Annotated in this window: 14 protein-coding genes; 3 read left to right on the top strand and 11 right to left on the bottom strand. The window is 45.8% G+C overall.

Annotated features, from left to right (window positions below; genetic code table 11):
• Positions 1–52: 52 nt before the first annotated feature.
• On the top strand, positions 53–1,045 hold the full coding sequence (locus tag QVE09_RS11825) for a DUF1385 domain-containing protein (protein WP_315936977.1): 993 nt from the start codon (positions 53–55) through the stop codon (positions 1,043–1,045).
• 5 nt (positions 1,046–1,050) lie between these two features.
• On the top strand, positions 1,051–1,383 hold the full coding sequence (locus tag QVE09_RS11830; RefSeq protein WP_036614407.1) for a hypothetical protein: 333 nt from the start codon (positions 1,051–1,053) through the stop codon (positions 1,381–1,383).
• 61 nt (positions 1,384–1,444) lie between these two features.
• On the opposite strand, the gene QVE09_RS11835 is transcribed toward QVE09_RS11830, so the two are convergent.
• The 3 genes from QVE09_RS11835 to mntR all read right to left on the bottom strand — a co-directional run bounded on the left by QVE09_RS11835 (position 1,445) and on the right by mntR (position 4,787).
• Positions 1,445–2,446 carry a patatin-like phospholipase family protein gene (locus QVE09_RS11835; protein ID WP_315936978.1) on the bottom strand — a complete coding sequence of 334 codons (1,002 nt, stop codon included), beginning with the start codon at positions 2,444–2,446 and terminating at the stop codon, positions 1,445–1,447.
• A gap of 91 nt (positions 2,447–2,537) precedes the next feature.
• Positions 2,538–4,148 (bottom strand): family 10 glycosylhydrolase, encoded by a 1,611-nt coding sequence (locus QVE09_RS11840; protein WP_315936979.1) that lies wholly within the window; start codon positions 4,146–4,148, stop codon positions 2,538–2,540.
• 210 nt (positions 4,149–4,358) lie between these two features.
• A complete protein-coding gene (gene mntR, locus QVE09_RS11845; protein ID WP_062835284.1) occupies positions 4,359–4,787 on the bottom strand; it encodes a transcriptional regulator MntR in 429 nt (142 codons plus the stop codon).
• 192 nt (positions 4,788–4,979) lie between these two features.
• Between mntR and splB the strand changes: the two genes are divergently transcribed.
• Complete coding sequence (gene splB, locus QVE09_RS11850; RefSeq protein WP_315936980.1) at positions 4,980–6,050, top strand: spore photoproduct lyase; 1,071 nt, start codon at positions 4,980–4,982, stop codon at positions 6,048–6,050.
• Positions 6,051–6,195: 145 nt separating this feature from the next.
• Here splB and QVE09_RS11855 read toward each other — a convergent pair whose 3' ends face one another.
• The 8 genes from QVE09_RS11855 to QVE09_RS11890 all read right to left on the bottom strand — a co-directional run bounded on the left by QVE09_RS11855 (position 6,196) and on the right by QVE09_RS11890 (position 15,802).
• Positions 6,196–6,909, bottom strand: a complete 714-nt coding sequence (locus tag QVE09_RS11855; RefSeq protein ID WP_017687570.1) for a cytochrome c biogenesis CcdA family protein — start codon at positions 6,907–6,909, stop codon at positions 6,196–6,198.
• A gap of 49 nt (positions 6,910–6,958) precedes the next feature.
• Positions 6,959–7,762: a metal ABC transporter permease gene (locus tag QVE09_RS11860; RefSeq protein ID WP_105409230.1), complete on the bottom strand. Its 804-nt coding sequence runs from the start codon at positions 7,760–7,762 to the stop codon at positions 6,959–6,961.
• Between the two features lie 52 nt (positions 7,763–7,814).
• A complete protein-coding gene (locus tag QVE09_RS11865; protein WP_091018152.1) occupies positions 7,815–8,573 on the bottom strand; it encodes a metal ABC transporter ATP-binding protein in 759 nt (252 codons plus the stop codon).
• 99 nt (positions 8,574–8,672) lie between these two features.
• The gene (locus QVE09_RS11870; protein WP_397387032.1) at positions 8,673–9,731 is read right to left on the bottom strand and encodes a metal ABC transporter substrate-binding protein; all 1,059 of its coding nucleotides are present in this window, start codon (positions 9,729–9,731) and stop codon (positions 8,673–8,675) included.
• Between the two features lie 234 nt (positions 9,732–9,965).
• Positions 9,966–12,026: a methionine--tRNA ligase gene (metG, locus tag QVE09_RS11875; RefSeq protein WP_315936981.1), complete on the bottom strand. Its 2,061-nt coding sequence runs from the start codon at positions 12,024–12,026 to the stop codon at positions 9,966–9,968.
• 465 nt (positions 12,027–12,491) lie between these two features.
• Entirely contained in the window at positions 12,492–12,743 is a 252-nt protein-coding gene (gene yidD / locus QVE09_RS11880) for a membrane protein insertion efficiency factor YidD (RefSeq protein ID WP_091018158.1), read from the bottom strand.
• Between the two features lie 2 nt (positions 12,744–12,745).
• Positions 12,746–13,210, bottom strand: coding sequence for a Fur family transcriptional regulator (locus QVE09_RS11885; RefSeq protein WP_074095707.1), 465 nt, complete (start codon positions 13,208–13,210; stop codon positions 12,746–12,748).
• 339 nt (positions 13,211–13,549) lie between these two features.
• A complete protein-coding gene (locus QVE09_RS11890; RefSeq protein ID WP_315936982.1) occupies positions 13,550–15,802 on the bottom strand; it encodes a stalk domain-containing protein in 2,253 nt (750 codons plus the stop codon).
• Positions 15,803–15,916: the final 114 nt, after the last annotated feature.

The raw sequence follows: 15,916 nt of genomic DNA on the forward strand, positions 1-15,916 counted from the left end.
TTAAACTGCCTTTGATCGCGAAGGCCTAGAACAGAATAGGAAGGTGAATAATTTGCCTCAACAATCCAAGCCTGTCAGCTATGGGGGGCAAGCTGTCATTGAAGGCGTAATGTTCGGTGGGAAACATGTCAACGTTACAGCTGTTCGTAGAAAAGACGGCGAAATTACGTATCTGGAAGTTCCCAAGCAAGACAAGTCCTGGGTCATGAAATTGCGGCGGATTCCTTTATTACGCGGAATTGTCAGCATTATAGATTCAAGTGTCAAAGGTAGCAGACATCTCAATTATTCTGCTGACGCCTATGCTGATGATGAACTGGAACCGGAAGAGAAAGCCAAGGAAAAAGAGAAAGAAGGTTCGGGCTGGAGCCTAAGCATGATCATTGGTGTGACTGCCGTAGCCATCCTTTCATTCCTTTTTGGTAAAGTTGTGCTCACATTGCTTCCTGTTGTTATCGAGAATTTTCTATTCAAAAATGCATTCGACAATCAGTTTTTGCATAATTTACTGGAAGGCGGCATTAAGCTGATCCTGTTACTCGCTTATCTGTGGTTAATCTCACAGACGCCGATGATCAAACGTCTCTTCCAGTATCATGGAGCGGAACACAAAGTAATCAGCGCACATGAAGCTGGTGAAGAACTGACACCGGAGAACGTGCAAAAGTACAGCCGACTGCACTACCGCTGCGGAAGCAGTTTCATTATGTTGACTGTCATCATTGGAGTGTTTCTATACTCCCTCTTCACGTACGATAACCTCTGGGAACGGATGGGTCAGCGTCTGTTGTTATTGCCAGTTGTGCTAGGCATTTCTTTTGAACTGTTAAAGCTCACGAATTCGGTACGTGATATTCCTGTACTGCGTTATCTCGGATACCCGGGATTGTGGCTGCAATTGCTGACAACAAAAGAACCGACCAACGAACAGGTAGAAGTATCCATTGCTTCGTTTAACCGCATGCGTGAGTTGGATGCCAAGCTAGCCAATGTCTCTGCTACGTCAGAAGTACCTGTTGCAACACTCGATCCTGTGAAAGGGTGAATGATATGAACAAGCAGGCAATCTTATTTTGGACGTTCATCGCACTAGCTGCTGTTGGAGTCTTGACTTGGCTGGGGAACGCTAGTCCATCCAGGATCATTATTCCTCTGGTCGTGTTCGGAGCCGTATTCCTGCTGTACAAATATCCGCCTCGTCGCTGGGCAAGCAAAACCAAATCACCAAAGATTAAACCATCGGCACGAACCATGGCGAAAGTCAATGCACAGTCCAGTGCCAGAAAGAGCAGCGGCTCTTCAAAGAAACGCAAGGATTATCCTTTCCAAGTGATTCAGGGACAAAAAGGTAAAAGCGATGAAGATATACCGAAATTTCACTAAAAGTTACTGAATATACAAAAAAGCAATTCTTCCAACAAGCGGAGAATTGCTTTTTTCACGTTTATACAGGAATCAAAGGCGGGGCTTCTGCTTGTTTCTTGCGCAGTTCTTTTCTTTGTTTGTCCAGCTGTTCATCATACATTTTCATATTCCACCCGTTGAAAAATTCGCTCCCTGCGGTTGCACCTGATCGATATAAGGCTGTGCTGTCCTGTAACGATAAATGAAATTGCGTCGGTTTAATCCCAAGCGTTGGTATCTTCACTGTACGAAACCGGTTAATCTGTTCGATGTAGCGTTCATCATGTGCTGTGAGCATCGTCTCCACGAGGGCCTGAAGCATGCTTAGCGGCCCTTTAATCCGGGCAGGTTCTACTTCCGTCTTCCCCACCATTTTGAAACCAACAACCGGAATAACGTCTCCCCCTCGTTCCGTACGATCCCCATCGAAGAGCCACAGCGGAAAATTGCTAAGCAACCCACCATCCACGACATATACGAACTGATCTTGAAAAGGAAGTCCTTTGGAGAATACTGGCGATTTACGTATGACTACCGGATCGAAAAAATACGGAATACTGCAACTCATGCGTACTGCTTTCGCAACATCCAGTTTGGCAGGATCAATGCCGAACCGACGAATATCGTCTGGCAGCACCAGAATGGTCCCATTGGATATATCGGATGCGGTAATAAGCAACTTACCTTGCGGCAAGTCAGCGAAGGTGCGAATCCCTTTCTGCTCCAGCATCTTGCGAATCCATGATTCCAGCGCTTCTCCCGAATACAATCCTTTCTTCAAGAATAGCCTTGCTGCGGGTCCGATCCATCGGGTATTAAATATGGGGGAACGACGCAGCAATGAAACAAAGGGTGTATTCTCAATAATGACTTTCATCTCTTCAGCCCGGTAACCCGCCGCTAGCAGAGCAGCTACAATGGAGCCGGATGACGTGCCGGCCACCCGATTGAACTGAATGCCACAATCTTGAGCACCCTGCACAGCACCCGCAAGCGATATTCCCTTGACGCCTCCACCTTCAAATACCGCGTTAATTAACATAACAAAAAACCCCCGTTCTCCAGGCAGCCACATTTCTACTGCCACTCTATGAGAACAAGGGTTTGTCTTATCACTGTATTGTTAAAATGTTTTATAGACCATAGTAGGATTTTAATTTGGCAATCAAGCCGAGAGGGTTCTTCGTCAGGTACTGTGAACTAAAGAAAATGTCCCCTTTAACCGAACCATACTTCTTGTTGTAGTTCAGCTGATCGATGATCTCCTGTGATGTCTGCCAGCCAATCTCCGGTGTACCTAACTTATAAGGAGAGTGGCCGATATACAATTTTACATTGGTGTTAGCCACTTCATTCGCCCACCAGTCCACGACTTTGTCGTATCGAGCTACACTCAGTGTCATACTCCAATACACCTGCGGAGCGACATAGTCGATCCACTCCTGGTTAATCCATGTCCGCACATCCGCATTCATGCTGTCATAAGCGGTTACTCCTGCTTTGGTATCAGAGCCGGTCAGATCAACGGATTTGTTACGCCATACACCAAATGGACTAATTCCATATTCAACGTTAGCTTTTACGCTATGAATGCTCTGTCCGAGCTGCTTGACGAACTGATTAATATTGTCACGACGCCATTCAGCACGATCTTTGGTATTTAATGTGTTATAGGTTTTGAAAGCTGCATCATCATTAAAGGTCACATTGGACGGATAGAAATAATCATCCAGATGTACACCATCAATATCATACTGATTGACCACTTCCATGATTGTATCGATAATATGCTGTCTGGCTTCCGGGATACCCGGGTTAATGTACAATTTACCGGATGCATTCACAATCCAGTCGGGATGAAGCTTGGAGATGTGGTTTGCAGCTAAGTTCGATGTACTCGCTGAGTTCGTTGCTCTAAACGGATTAAACCAGGCGTGGAACTCCAGACCTCGTTTATGTGCTTCCTCGACCATAAACGCGAGGGGATCATAACCTGGATCTTTACCTTGTGTTCCTGTTAATACGCTGTTCCAAGGTACCAGACCTGAAGGATAGATGGCATCCCCATTGGCTCTCACTTGGACAAATACGGCATTAATGCCCATACCTTGCAACGTATCTAGCTGTTTTGTATACTCCTGTTTTTGCTTCTCTACATTTCCCTTGGCACCGGATGTAGGCCAGTCTCCATTCACAGTGGAAATCCAGGCTCCCCGCATCTCTTCAGAAGCTGGTACAGTGCCCGTGCCTCCAGGCTCCGCTGGGGTTGCCGGGGTTGGTTCAGGAGTTGGGACTGATTCGTCTCCTGTGTACAGATCAATGGTCTGGGCTGCCTGATTCCAGTTCACTCGAATGCCCAGATTCTCACTGACGAATCGAATGGGTACCATGACCCGACCTTGTTTCAATTCGACCGATGCATCCAGATCAACTACAGCGTTATCCACGGTCGCCTGCTGGCGCCCGCTCGTCATAGAGATGACTGAATCGGATTTCTGAATGGTTACGGTACGAGTAGCTTGAGACCATAAAACAGACGCACCCAGTCCTTCGCTAATAACACGCAGAGGCACCATCGTTACATTTACTTTGGGCAAGATGTAGGGTGATACATCCGATTCCAAACGGTTTCCGTCTAGAAAAATAGCGATTTCCTTCTGCCCGGCTGCTTGTGCCGTCATGCCTGCTGTCTGTAATCCAAGTACAAAAATGAGCAGCAGCATCAATCCTTTACGAACGTTCATTAGTGCAGTCCTCCAAAATCATTATAAATTTGCGGTAAATTCTACTAGTTTAATAGACGCTCCTACCGTTCGTTTAGTTGCGAAAATCACCAAATTATGGTGTGATTGCACACAAAAAAATGCTTCCTGCCATTGAAACGGCAAGAAGCATCCTTTGATCACGGGATACAATTCATTGTATATCACCATTGTGTATTCCACTACTGAAACTTAAGACTCCGTATTACTCATGACGTCCTGAAGGTTTTTGAGGTCACGCAACCGGCTCTCATCCTGACGGAAGTATTCAACCAAGGACTCAATACATGTAATGGAGTCCCAGCTCAGGTGATGTTCAATGCCTTCAACATCATTGTAGATATTTTCTTCCTGAACACCAATCGTTGTCAAAAATTGTTCAAGCAGATGATGGCGCTCCATCAAACGTTTGCCCATCTTTTTGCCTTTTGGCGTAAGCACCAGTCCGCGGTACTTTTCATAGATCAGGTACTCGTCTTTGTCCAGCTTTTGGATCATCTTCGTCACCGATGAAGGATGTACTTCCAGTCCTTCAGCTATATCAGACACACGAGCATAGCCCTTTTCATCAATTAATTTGTATATACGCTCCAAATAATCTTCCATACTGGGCGTTGGCATCTGCTTCCCTCTTTTCTCTCTGACCGGCCCATATTCGTGCCTGGTCCCTATCTTATAATGATACATGTTATCAATACGCATTGGCAAGTCCTGCACAGTTCGGAGTGCGCTGTTACGCAAGTAATTGGCAGGCGTGACTTCTCCACAAACGAGGCAAACTAAGCAAAGTTCCGCATCGAAAGGAGTGATTACGTGAGTACAAGTGTAGCCTCACCGCCAGTTCGTAAAGCAAAAGGTACTGAACCCTTTATTCCCGATTTGGTGTATTTTGAACCCGGTGCGTTGGAATATGATAAAGGCAAACGGATTATGGAATGGGTGACATCCAAAAACATATCTTATCAGATGACCACATCCCATAACCGAATCACAAACCTGCCCGGTGATACCGAACAAGAAAAGTACCGGATGGCAAAGCGTACTCTGGTCGTTGGTGTACGCAAAACACTCAAGTTTGACCAGTCGAAACCTTCAGCGGAATATGCCATTCCCATCTCTACAGGCTGTATGGGGCACTGCCATTATTGTTATCTTCAAACTACACTTGGTGCGAAACCTTATGTCCGTGTCTATGTTAATACCGAGGAGATCATTCAGGCTGCAAAAGGATACATTGAAGAACGCGCGCCTGAAATCACACGATTTGAAGCTGCCTGTACGTCTGATCCCGTAGGACTCGAGCATATCACGGAGAATTTAAGTGACCTGATTCGTTTTATGGCGGAAGAAGAATATGGACGCTTGCGATTCGTAACCAAATATCATCACGTTGATCCGTTGCTGAACCTTAAACATAACGGCCACACTCGTATCCGGTTTAGTGTCAATTCGGATTATGTCATCAAAAACTTTGAACCGGCTACCTCCAGATTTGAGGAACGCATTGAAGCTGCTGGCAAAATTGCACACGCCGGTTATCCCCTGGGATTCATTATCGCTCCGATCATGTGGTATGAAGGCTGGGAAGAAGGATACTCGGATCTGTTGCAGAAGCTGGCAGATACGCTTCCAGAGGAAGCAACCAAGGATCTTACGTTTGAGATGATCCAGCACCGTTTTACCAAAACGGCCAAAGCAACCATTGAAAAGCGTTATCCTAAAACCAAGTTGGAGATGGATATCGAGAAACGTAAGATGAAATGGGGCCGCTGGGGCCAGTACAAGTATGTGTATAAGGATGACCAGCAAGATGCGCTGCGCGAATTCATTACGGAACGGATCTTTGAACATTTTCCACTAGCCAATATTGATTACTTCACCTAAACGAAAAACGCGACTGCCGTAATGATATGCTGGTAAATGCATTTCTAACAAACGATTAAAAAGCAGGTTACATGAACCAGAATGTCTCTGGTAACATGTAGCCTGCTATGCCATACATAATAATACTCGAATTCAGTTCATCCGTTTAGATAATCATCCAGTCTGGTGTAATCTGCTGCAACCAGATGGTAATCTTCGTCATCTGATCTGTAAAAAGCAATACCCCAAGGAACAACATTAATGCTCCCCCGACTTTCATCATGACATTGGAATACCGTAAGATCCAGCGTGTAGAACCGATGAAAAAGGCCAAAATGAAAAACGGGATTGCAAACCCTGCGGTATAACCTGTAATCAGCGCCAGCCAGGTTGTGGGCTCACTCGCAGCCATCGCAATGATTGTTGCCAGAATGGGACCAATACAGGGCGACCAGCCAGCTGAGAAACCGATGCCAAATATAAAAGAGCCCAGATAACCTGCAGGTTTCCATTTCATATCCAGCTTGCGTTCCTTCATCAGAAACTGCGGCTTGAACACACCAAGCAAAAATAACCCCATAAGCATAATCAAAATCGCAGATAATTGACGAATCAGTTCGCGGTTATCATTGAAAAATTGGCCAAATAGTCCAGCACCAAGGCCAAGCGAATAAAATACAGCCGAGAAGCCTAAAATAAACGCCAGCGTATGCGTCATGGTCTTAAAGCGGACTTCACGCTGATTGCGGTCATCCTTCAATTGTTGCACCGTCATACCTGTAATGTAGGAGAGGTATGATGGATACAGCGGAAGACAACATGGTGATATAAATGAGACTAAACCTGCTACAAAAGCCATCCATACATTAACATCAGGCATGAAGCGGATGTCTCCCTTCCCCGGGCTCACGTGCTTGCTCGTTCAGTCGTCAGGCTCGGAACCCTTTTTTTCCAATCATCGTCAGAATCAGCATCATGATCAGCAATAATACAATTGTTGCTCCAGGTGCGAGGTTCCAGATGCCTGCTACGACCAGTCCAATGACTACGGCAATTTCGCCGATCACCACGGACAAAATAATGGCGGATTTGAAACTTCGAGCCATCAATAGGCTGACCGCTACCGGAATGGTCAATAGTGCTGACACCAGAAGCGCACCGACAATCTTGATCGCCGTGCTAATGACAAGTGCTGTCATCACAGTGATTAACATGTTCAGAATTCTCACTGGCAACCCTGTGACTGCTGCCGCATCTTCCTCAAAGCTGAGCAGGAAAAATTCCTTATGTAACAATGCCACTACAATCACCACGATCAGCGTAACCACACCTACCAGCTTCAGATCCGTAGCGTCTAATGTATATATACTGCCGAACAAATAACTCATGACATCTGCATTATATCCTTTGCCCAGCGTGAAGAACAAGGAAGCAAGAGCCACGCCACCGGACATGATAATGGCAATCGATAATTCGGCGTAACTCTTGTACGCTTTGCGCAATTTCTCTATCGCAAATGAAGCAAGCACGGCAAATATCAAGCCCACTGCAATGGGATACACTTCAATCAGGAATCCAAGTGCAACACCGGCAATGGTCACATGAGACAAGGTGTCTCCGATCATGGATAACCGCCGTAAGACCAGAAACAGTCCGATTAACGGAGCGGTAATGCCAATTAACAACCCACCCGCCAGCGCACGCTGAAAAAAATCACTCATTAATATTTCCAAAACAAACACGACTCCTTCGGCCTTACTCTAATCTAATGGGCCATAAATACAGCTAGCGTACCTGTGCAGTGGTATGTTGCAGATTGGTCTCAGCACAATCCTGTACCTCATGCGAATGACGGACATGAAAATTAATTTTGCCATTCGTTACCGCAGCTTCAGAACCCAGATAACTTTCCATCCGATCCATATCATGAGACACCATCAGAAAAGTCATGCGGTGATGTTCATGCATATGGGTAATCAGTTCAAAGAAACTGGCCTGTGATTCAGCATCAATACCTACGGTGGGTTCATCCAGAATCAACAGATCCGGGTGATTGATAAGCGCTCGTGCCAAAAATACACGCTGCTGCTGTCCGCCGGACAATTGACCAATTCGTTTGTTCGCCAGATCCTCGATTCGCATGACCTGCATCGCATCCGTGCACTGTTGCTGACATTTGCGAGACATACGACGGAACATGTTTTTGTTATTGTACAAACCTGACATGACCACTTCACGAACGGTCGCAGGGAACAACGGGTTAAATGCATTCTTTTGTGGCACATACCCGATTCGGTCCCAGTCCTTGAACCTGCGGATCGACTGTCCGAATAGTTTGATATCTCCCTGCGCAGGAGGAAGAAGTCCTACCAGCATGCGCAGCAATGTCGTTTTACCCGCCCCATTGGAACCGATAATCCCGACAAAGTCCCGCTCCTGGGCCATAAAATCGAGATTCTCAATCACTCGCTGGTCCCCGTAGGAAAATGATAGTTTCTCGATCTCTATAATTGGATCATGACATAGTGGCATGATTTGCTGCATGGCAAAGCCGCCCTTCATTATATATAAGAATCCCATAGCGTCCTAAGAGCCTTCACCGCGAACGGTAAAGACTCTTCGATCTGAATTCTTCATTCTATCTTATTTTAATGCGATCAGCAGATTTTGCAAATTTTTCTCCATCAGGGTGAAATAATCATCTCCGTTTGTTGCCTGCTCCTTGGTCAATCCCTCAACCGGATTTAGGACCATGGTCTCCACGCCTGCTTCACTTGCCAGTGTTTTCGCCAATTTGTCAGATACCAGCTCTTCGAAGAAAATGTATTTAATGCCTTCATCTTTAACCAGTTTCGCAAGCTTCACAATATCCTGTCCTGTCGGTTCAGCATCCGGGGAAAGTCCCATAATGGCATGTTGGGTTAATCCATAATCACGTGCAAGGTAGCCAAACGCTTGGTGCGAGACAACAATTTCGTTGTTTGGTACGTTAGCCAATTCATCTGTAAAACGCTGATCCAGCGTCTCAAGCTTCTTACGAAGCTCTTCATAACGTTGTTCGTAACCTGCTTTGTGTTCGGGATCTGCCTCGACCAGACTATTTTTGATGTTTTCAGCCATGATCATGGCCGATTTCGGACTAACCCACGTATGTGGATCAATATGATGATCAGCGACATCTCCACTGGCAGCCTCATCTGTATTTTCATCCGCCTGCTCATCTTCGTGCTCTTCGCCGTGACCGTGACCATCATCACCCTCAGCAGTTAACAGCTTAACACCTTCGCTAACGGCAACAGACTTCACCTGTGTATCACTATTCAGCGACTTCAGAAAATTCGGTACCCATCCTTCCAGTCCAGCTCCATTATAGAAAAACAGCTGTGCCTTGGACGTATTAACAATATCCTGACTCTTGGGAGTCCAGTCATGTGGTTCTACTCCTGTTGGCAGCAGGTTAATGACATTGGCATCTTCACCACCAATTGCAGCCGTAAAAGCATATACAGGATAAAATGTCGTCACAACGTTTACCTTACCTTCCACAATCGTCGCACTATTGGAGTTATCCTGCCCACATGCAGACAATACCAGTAAACTGAGAATAAGCAAACCCGTCCACAGTAACTTCATGTTGCCTCTTTTGCTCGTCTTCCCTGTCCGGTTATCCCGAACTTGATGTTGCATTTTATAAAATGTCATTATGATTCACTCCGCATCTCTTAATCGTAAACATTACTGAAAGAATTATAGGTAACCTGACCCTACTTGTCAAGCTATCCCGTCCTATTCATTCTTTCCTGAAAGACGGAGTTATAACAGTATATGCTTGTTCTCTACCCGTCAGATACGAATTATATCGACAAAAAAAAGGGACCCGAATTACATCGGGCCACCTTGAGTCATAGTTACGACAGTATTTATATATTTATATTTTTATTTTACTTGTGCGCCATTAGGCATGTTGTCTGGTACTGTAGCAAGCGTAAGCTGGTCGCCATGGGACGCTGCAAGGATCATACCTTGAGACAGTTCACCACGAAGTTTCACCGGTTTGAGGTTAGTTACACAGATGACTTTGCGTCCAACCATCTCTTCTGGCGAATAGAACTTTGCGATTCCAGAGACGACTTGGCGCTGCTCATAACCCAGATCGAGCTGCAATTTCAGCAACTTATCCGCTTTTTTGACAGGTTCGCAGGAGATGACTTGAGCCACACGCAGTTCAACTTTGGCAAAATCGTCAATCCCGATCTCTTCCGTACTTTCAGGTGCAGTTACCGGTTCAACAGCTGCTGAAGCTCCAGCATCTGCTTGACTTGCTTCAGGCTGTGCCGCTTTTTGGCCACCAGTCATTGCTTCGGAGATATAAGCAATTTCCTGTTCGGAATCCAAACGCGGGAAGATTGGATCACCTTTTTGCAAGGCGTTTCCAGCTGGAACCAGACCCCATTGCTTGGCTGTATCCCAAGCCGTAAGTTCACCTTCCTGAATGCCAAGCTGTGCCCAAATTTTATGAGGAGCACGTGTCAGGAACGGTTGCAACAGAATGGAAGCAATTCGCAAGCTTTCGATCAGGTGAGCCATAACGGATGCCAATTCATCGCGTTTTGCCTCATCACGAGCCAGCGCCCATGGCTGCGTCTCATCAATATATTTATTGGTGCGGCTGACAAACTGGCTGATCGCTGTCAGTGCTACGGAAAACTGCAGGTTTTCCATCGCCTGTTCCACTTTTTCCACTGTAGCATGACCTGCTTCTTCCAGAGAAGCATCAAATTCCGTTACATTCGAAGCAAACGCAGGGGCTTTGCCTTCAAAATATTTGTCTACCATCGCAACTGTACGGTTCAACAGGTTACCCAGATCGTTTGCGAGGTCGGAGTTGACACGCTCTACGAAACTCTCCGGTGTAAACGTACCATCGGAACCAAACGGAACTTCACGCAGCAGGTAATAACGCAGTGCATCCAGACCGTAGCGGTCAATCAGGGTCACTGGATCAACAACATTGCCTTTGGATTTGGACATTTTGCCATCCTTCATCAACAACCAGCCATGCGCAAATACTTTCTTCGGCAAAGGCAGATCCAATGCCATCAACATAATTGGCCAGTAGATCGTATGGAAACGAACAATTTCTTTCCCTACCAGATGTACATCCGCAGGCCAGAACTTGTTGTACAGGGATGCATCGGATGAACCGTAGCCCAGTGCTGTAATATAGTTGGACAACGCATCAATCCACACGTAGACTACGTGTTTTGGATCGCCTTTAACTTTGACGCCCCATTCAAATGTGGTCCGTGATACGGCCAAATCTTCAAGACCTGGCTTAATGAAGTTGTTGATCATCTCGTTTTTGCGGGATTCCGGCTGAATAAAGCCCGGGTTCTCTTCATAATATTTCAACAAACGATCTGCATATTTGCTCATACGGAAGAAGTAAGATTCTTCTTTGACCAATTCAACCGGGTGTCCGCTATCCGGGCTCTTGGCCGAGATAATCTCACCCTTCTCATTCTTCTCTACATCCACCAATTGAGTCTCTGTGTAATACGTCTCATCCGGAATGCTGTACCAGCCTTCGTACTCACCTTTGTAGATATCTCCCTGTTTCAGCAAACGGTCAAAGATATCCTGAACAATGGTTTTGTGACGCTCTTCGGTTGTACGGATAAAGTCATCATTGGAAATGTCCAACTTGTTCCACAGTTCCTTGATCCCCACAACGATATCGTCGATAAAAGCTTGCGGTGTCTGTCCTTTCTCTTGTGCCTTGCGCTCAATCTTCTGGCCATGTTCGTCGGTTCCTGTCAGATAATGAGCATCATACCCGCGTATACGCTTGTAACGAACCATCGCATCTCCTGCCACCGTTGTATACGCATGCCCAATATGCAATTTGTCACTTGGATAATAAATCGGGGTTGTCAGATAAAATGTTTTTTGGTCAGCCATGAATGACTTCTCCTCCTTCAAATGTTCTTGCTTCATGTGATCCCTTCGTCCAAAACAACTAAAAAAGAACACAAAAAACTCCCGCCCCTATGGGACGAGAGTTGCTCTCACGTGTTACCACCCAAATTCCCCATGTTTTTTGCAAAACACAGGCTCTGTCGGTCCTTCGACCGCCCATTAACGCTGGATCACGCCTCAGCCTTACGACAGCAGCTCTGAAATCACTGTCTGCACGCTCGAAAGAGGTTCCTCCGGGACCATATTCCATCCTCCTCCCAGACCGGTTCTCAGCTTATCCGGCTCTCTGCACTGGGGGTGTGTCTGTACTTATCCCTTCACTGGAAATCATATAGAAGTTGTTCAAAAAGTAAAACCAGACTTTTTGAACTTGCACATATAGGAAAAATATACTGAAATGCGGACCCCTTTGTCAAGTGGACAGCATCCTCAAGTTCAATCCTGGCCTGCTTCTAGGCCACCCAAATGCTTCCGGCTATAACATTACTCTGATACCAGAGTTGACTTCTCCGCCTTTGGTGGTACCAGATCTACACCGCCTGGATGAAACGGGTGACATTTGGCAATACGTTTCGCTGTTAACAACGAGCCTTTGAGGGCACCGTGCACTTCAATCGCCTCCATAGCGTAAGCCGAACAGCTCGGATAAAACCGACATGTTGGGGGTGTTAATGGAGAGATATAGTTGCGGTACACCCGAATGGGTGCCTGAGCGATTCTGCGCGATAACTTCATGGTCAGTGCTTCCCATGAGCGTGTTGATGTCCCGACGCCGCTTTGGCCGGAGCATGCTCAGCACAGTCCTTGCAATATCCAAATACCTCGAACTTGTGGTCTACAACCTGAAATTGCTCAGGCGCATCCGCAAGCTGCATCGGGCAAAAAATAATAGGATATGTCTTCTGACACTTCAGACAGATCATATGATGGTGATGATGATCTTCACTACAGTGTGCTTTGAATTTAACGCCATCTTCGAAGATGACCTGTTCCAGTACACCCAGTTCCTGCATCACCCGCAAATTACGATATACTGTGTCAAAACTCAGTCCGCTGTAAGTCTTACCCATATATTCATAGACGTCCTTGGGTGTAAGATACCCCGGAGACTCGGCAAATAACCGGGCCAGTGTTTTCCGCTGATCAGTAATGCGGAGCCCCTGTGAGGACATGGTCGAAATAATCTGTTCTGTCGACAGCATGATCTAAAGCACCTCCTGTCATACGAGCATTTTGCATCATTCATAGAACGACAGTTTATTCAGCAAAAACAAAAACTTTTGCTTTTTTGTATACCTCTAATAATGCATCAAATTACGATTAGAGTCAACGAAGACACCGGGTTGGGTCATTCCAACATCACAAAAAAAGGACTCCATTCACATGCATTGCCATTAGTTTAGCTTTGAGCTAATGACATTACATTTTGATGGAGTCCCTTCCTGACGGTTCAGATGATCAATCGTTCGGGCGACTTTTAGGGTGAACGGGTATATATGATATAAGCTTTCACTCCAAACCGTCCGTGCATGTTCATGTTATTACTTTTCAGCCGGAAGCGGCGTGAACAGCAGGTTAACAGGCAAGTTACTTCCTGGTGCCGCCGAGAAGAGAATGGTTACACTCTCGCCGTACGAACCTGTGCGATACATAACGCTTTGCTCATTAGGTGCAGTTACAGATTTACCTGTGGAAATCTGAACGACCTGTCCATTCACGAGTGCCACACCAGAGTATCTGCCTCCACGAGGGTTGAATGAAATCAACGTGCGCGGAGCAACATTATTCAATGTAATTTTGTACAATACACCGAAGTTACCTGCGTTGGAAGCTTCTGTGTAAGCCATAGGGTCCGTTCCCACAAGGTTTGGATCACTTGCATTGTCTCCAAGTGGAAGACGTGCAGGCTTCGACCCTACTTCTTGATCATACGTAATGATCCGTGTTGCATTTGGATAGGTACCACGGTTGTGAACACCATCACGATCCAGAACCGGCAGGCTCGACAACACTTCCATCGGGTCCTTGTTTTCTTCAATCATGATAATGTTGTAATCCAGTTCGTAGTCACTGAATACATCCGAATACAAGGAGATGACTTGTCCCTGTTTCATTGGAAGAACGCTCAGATCATTCAGAATCAGCTTGCTTTCTCCTGGCTGGATGTACACTTTCTTTTGTCCGGTACCATTCTGCATGGACTGGAACCAACGGTCAATCGACAGCTTTCCAGCTACCGTTGCAAAAGGAGACGGTCCTGCAAAGCCCATGTTTTGCTGATCAATAGACGCCGTGTATGCATTGTTGTTTGTCGCTACAACATACATTTTTACGTTTTTGCCCGTGTTGTTCACATGGTGAATCATAAAGCGTGTCTGTCCAAAGGAAGATTCCTTGTACACAATGCCTTCCGTATTTACGGTTTCCGGGCTGTTACTGCGGATCAACAGACTTGGCTCATCATAATACGTGAAAGGAACTTTCTCCATTGCCGGTACTCCTCCACCGTCGAAGGTGAACTTCTCACCGACTGGTGTGAACAATTGATTGAAGTCAGTCACACTATAAAGTGTTTCTCCCGTAATATTGATCATCTTGGTGTAGCTATCGCTAGCACCATGTTTATCGGTAACTGTAATCGTTACGGTCTTCGGTCCTGGAACAAAGAATGCAAGTGCATTGTTATCCCATTCTGTTTTTACAATTGCATTCTCATCATCTGTACTTTGATCAATATAAGTGATTTTCTCACCCATTTTGTATTCTTCTTTATCTGTCGTAAACATCGCGACAGGAGGCAGATTCGGTCTTTCAACCTTAATCGTAACCGAATACGGATCACTCCATTGACCGCTTGAATCCTGGACCGCATAGGTTACTGTGTATACACCTGGTTGGTCGAATGAATCCTGACGGCCTGTCCAACGCTCATCTACAATGCTGAGTCCCTTGGGAGAGCTGGATCTGGTTGTGTATCTTACCTGATCTCCGGCAAAGACCTCTTTTTGTACCGTGAAGCTCGCCACCGGTTTGGTACTCAGATTCAATACAACCGTTTTGGCAGATTGATTTACTTTATACGTAATGTCCAGAGCCTGTGTAATTGAAGTCAACGGCACCATGAACGTATTTTTTTGTTGATAAGCCGCGCCCTTCATTGTTCTGGACACACCATTAACGGTATAGATCTTGCTGTTTGTTTTGAAACGTAGCTCATCTTCACCACTAATAATGATCGTTTCTTTCGTTGTGTTATCATATTTAACATCATAGCCAACCCGATCAACGAGAGCACGGATGGCTACATAGGATACACCATTTTTAACAGCCATCGGCTGTCCGGCAAGATATGTTTTGCCATCTTGCATCATTTTATTACTGTTCATATAAAGAGTGAGGTCTCCACCCCCGCCTCCAGCAACAGATGAACCGCCTGTAGATGGTTGCTCCACTTCTACTGGTGCTGGTGCTGGTGTTTCCTCAGCTGTACCTTCTTCGTCCGTAGGTTCAATTACCGGCTCAACAGGAGTCGCGTCTGTTCCTGTAGGAACATCTGTCTCAGGGTTCACTTCTTCAGTTGTTTCATTATTTGATGTTGGAGTGTTTGTTCCGGTTTTCACTTCGGATTCCGCGATGGTTTGTTCTTTCTTCACAACCTCCACGGATTTAACTTTGGCTGTATTCACTGATGTAGTATCGCTCTGATCTGCTGATTGTGCATTGGCAGGAATCACTGCAAACGCCTGAAACACAGCAAAAGCGGTAAGTATGGACAATTTCTTCTTCAAATTCATTCTTTGTCTTTGGCTCCTTCTGCTCCCATTTTATAAATATCCCCCTCAAAAAGTCATATTATTAGACGCTTGGGACCGGGAAAAGTTGCTAAAAAGTTAAGAGGAGAATTGTAA

The organism is Paenibacillus sp. ClWae2A, assembly GCF_032452295.1.
Taxonomy (GTDB): Bacteria; Bacillota; Bacilli; order Paenibacillales; family Paenibacillaceae; genus Paenibacillus.

Bases quoted from the DNA above. Each gene is read 5' to 3' on its own strand.
- QVE09_RS11890 (WP_315936982.1), bottom strand. From the start codon at position 15,802: ATGAATTTGAAGAAGAAATTGTCCATACTTACCGCTTTTGCTGTGTTT.
- metG (WP_315936981.1), bottom strand. From the start codon at position 12,026: ATGAAGCAAGAACATTTGAAGGAGGAGAAGTCATTCATGGCTGACCAA.
- QVE09_RS11840 (WP_315936979.1), bottom strand. From the start codon at position 4,148: ATGAACGTTCGTAAAGGATTGATGCTGCTGCTCATTTTTGTACTTGGA.
- QVE09_RS11870 (WP_397387032.1), bottom strand. From the start codon at position 9,731: ATGACATTTTATAAAATGCAACATCAAGTTCGGGATAACCGGACAGGG.
- mntR (WP_062835284.1), bottom strand. From the start codon at position 4,787: ATGCCAACGCCCAGTATGGAAGATTATTTGGAGCGTATATACAAATTA.
- yidD (WP_091018158.1), bottom strand. From the start codon at position 12,743: ATGAAGTTATCGCGCAGAATCGCTCAGGCACCCATTCGGGTGTACCGC.
- QVE09_RS11885 (WP_074095707.1), bottom strand. From the start codon at position 13,210: ATGCTGTCGACAGAACAGATTATTTCGACCATGTCCTCACAGGGGCTC.
- QVE09_RS11855 (WP_017687570.1), bottom strand. From the start codon at position 6,909: ATGCCTGATGTTAATGTATGGATGGCTTTTGTAGCAGGTTTAGTCTCA.
- QVE09_RS11830 (WP_036614407.1), top strand. From the start codon at position 1,051: ATGAACAAGCAGGCAATCTTATTTTGGACGTTCATCGCACTAGCTGCT.
- QVE09_RS11865 (WP_091018152.1), bottom strand. From the start codon at position 8,573: ATGCAGCAAATCATGCCACTATGTCATGATCCAATTATAGAGATCGAG.
- QVE09_RS11835 (WP_315936978.1), bottom strand. From the start codon at position 2,446: ATGTTAATTAACGCGGTATTTGAAGGTGGAGGCGTCAAGGGAATATCG.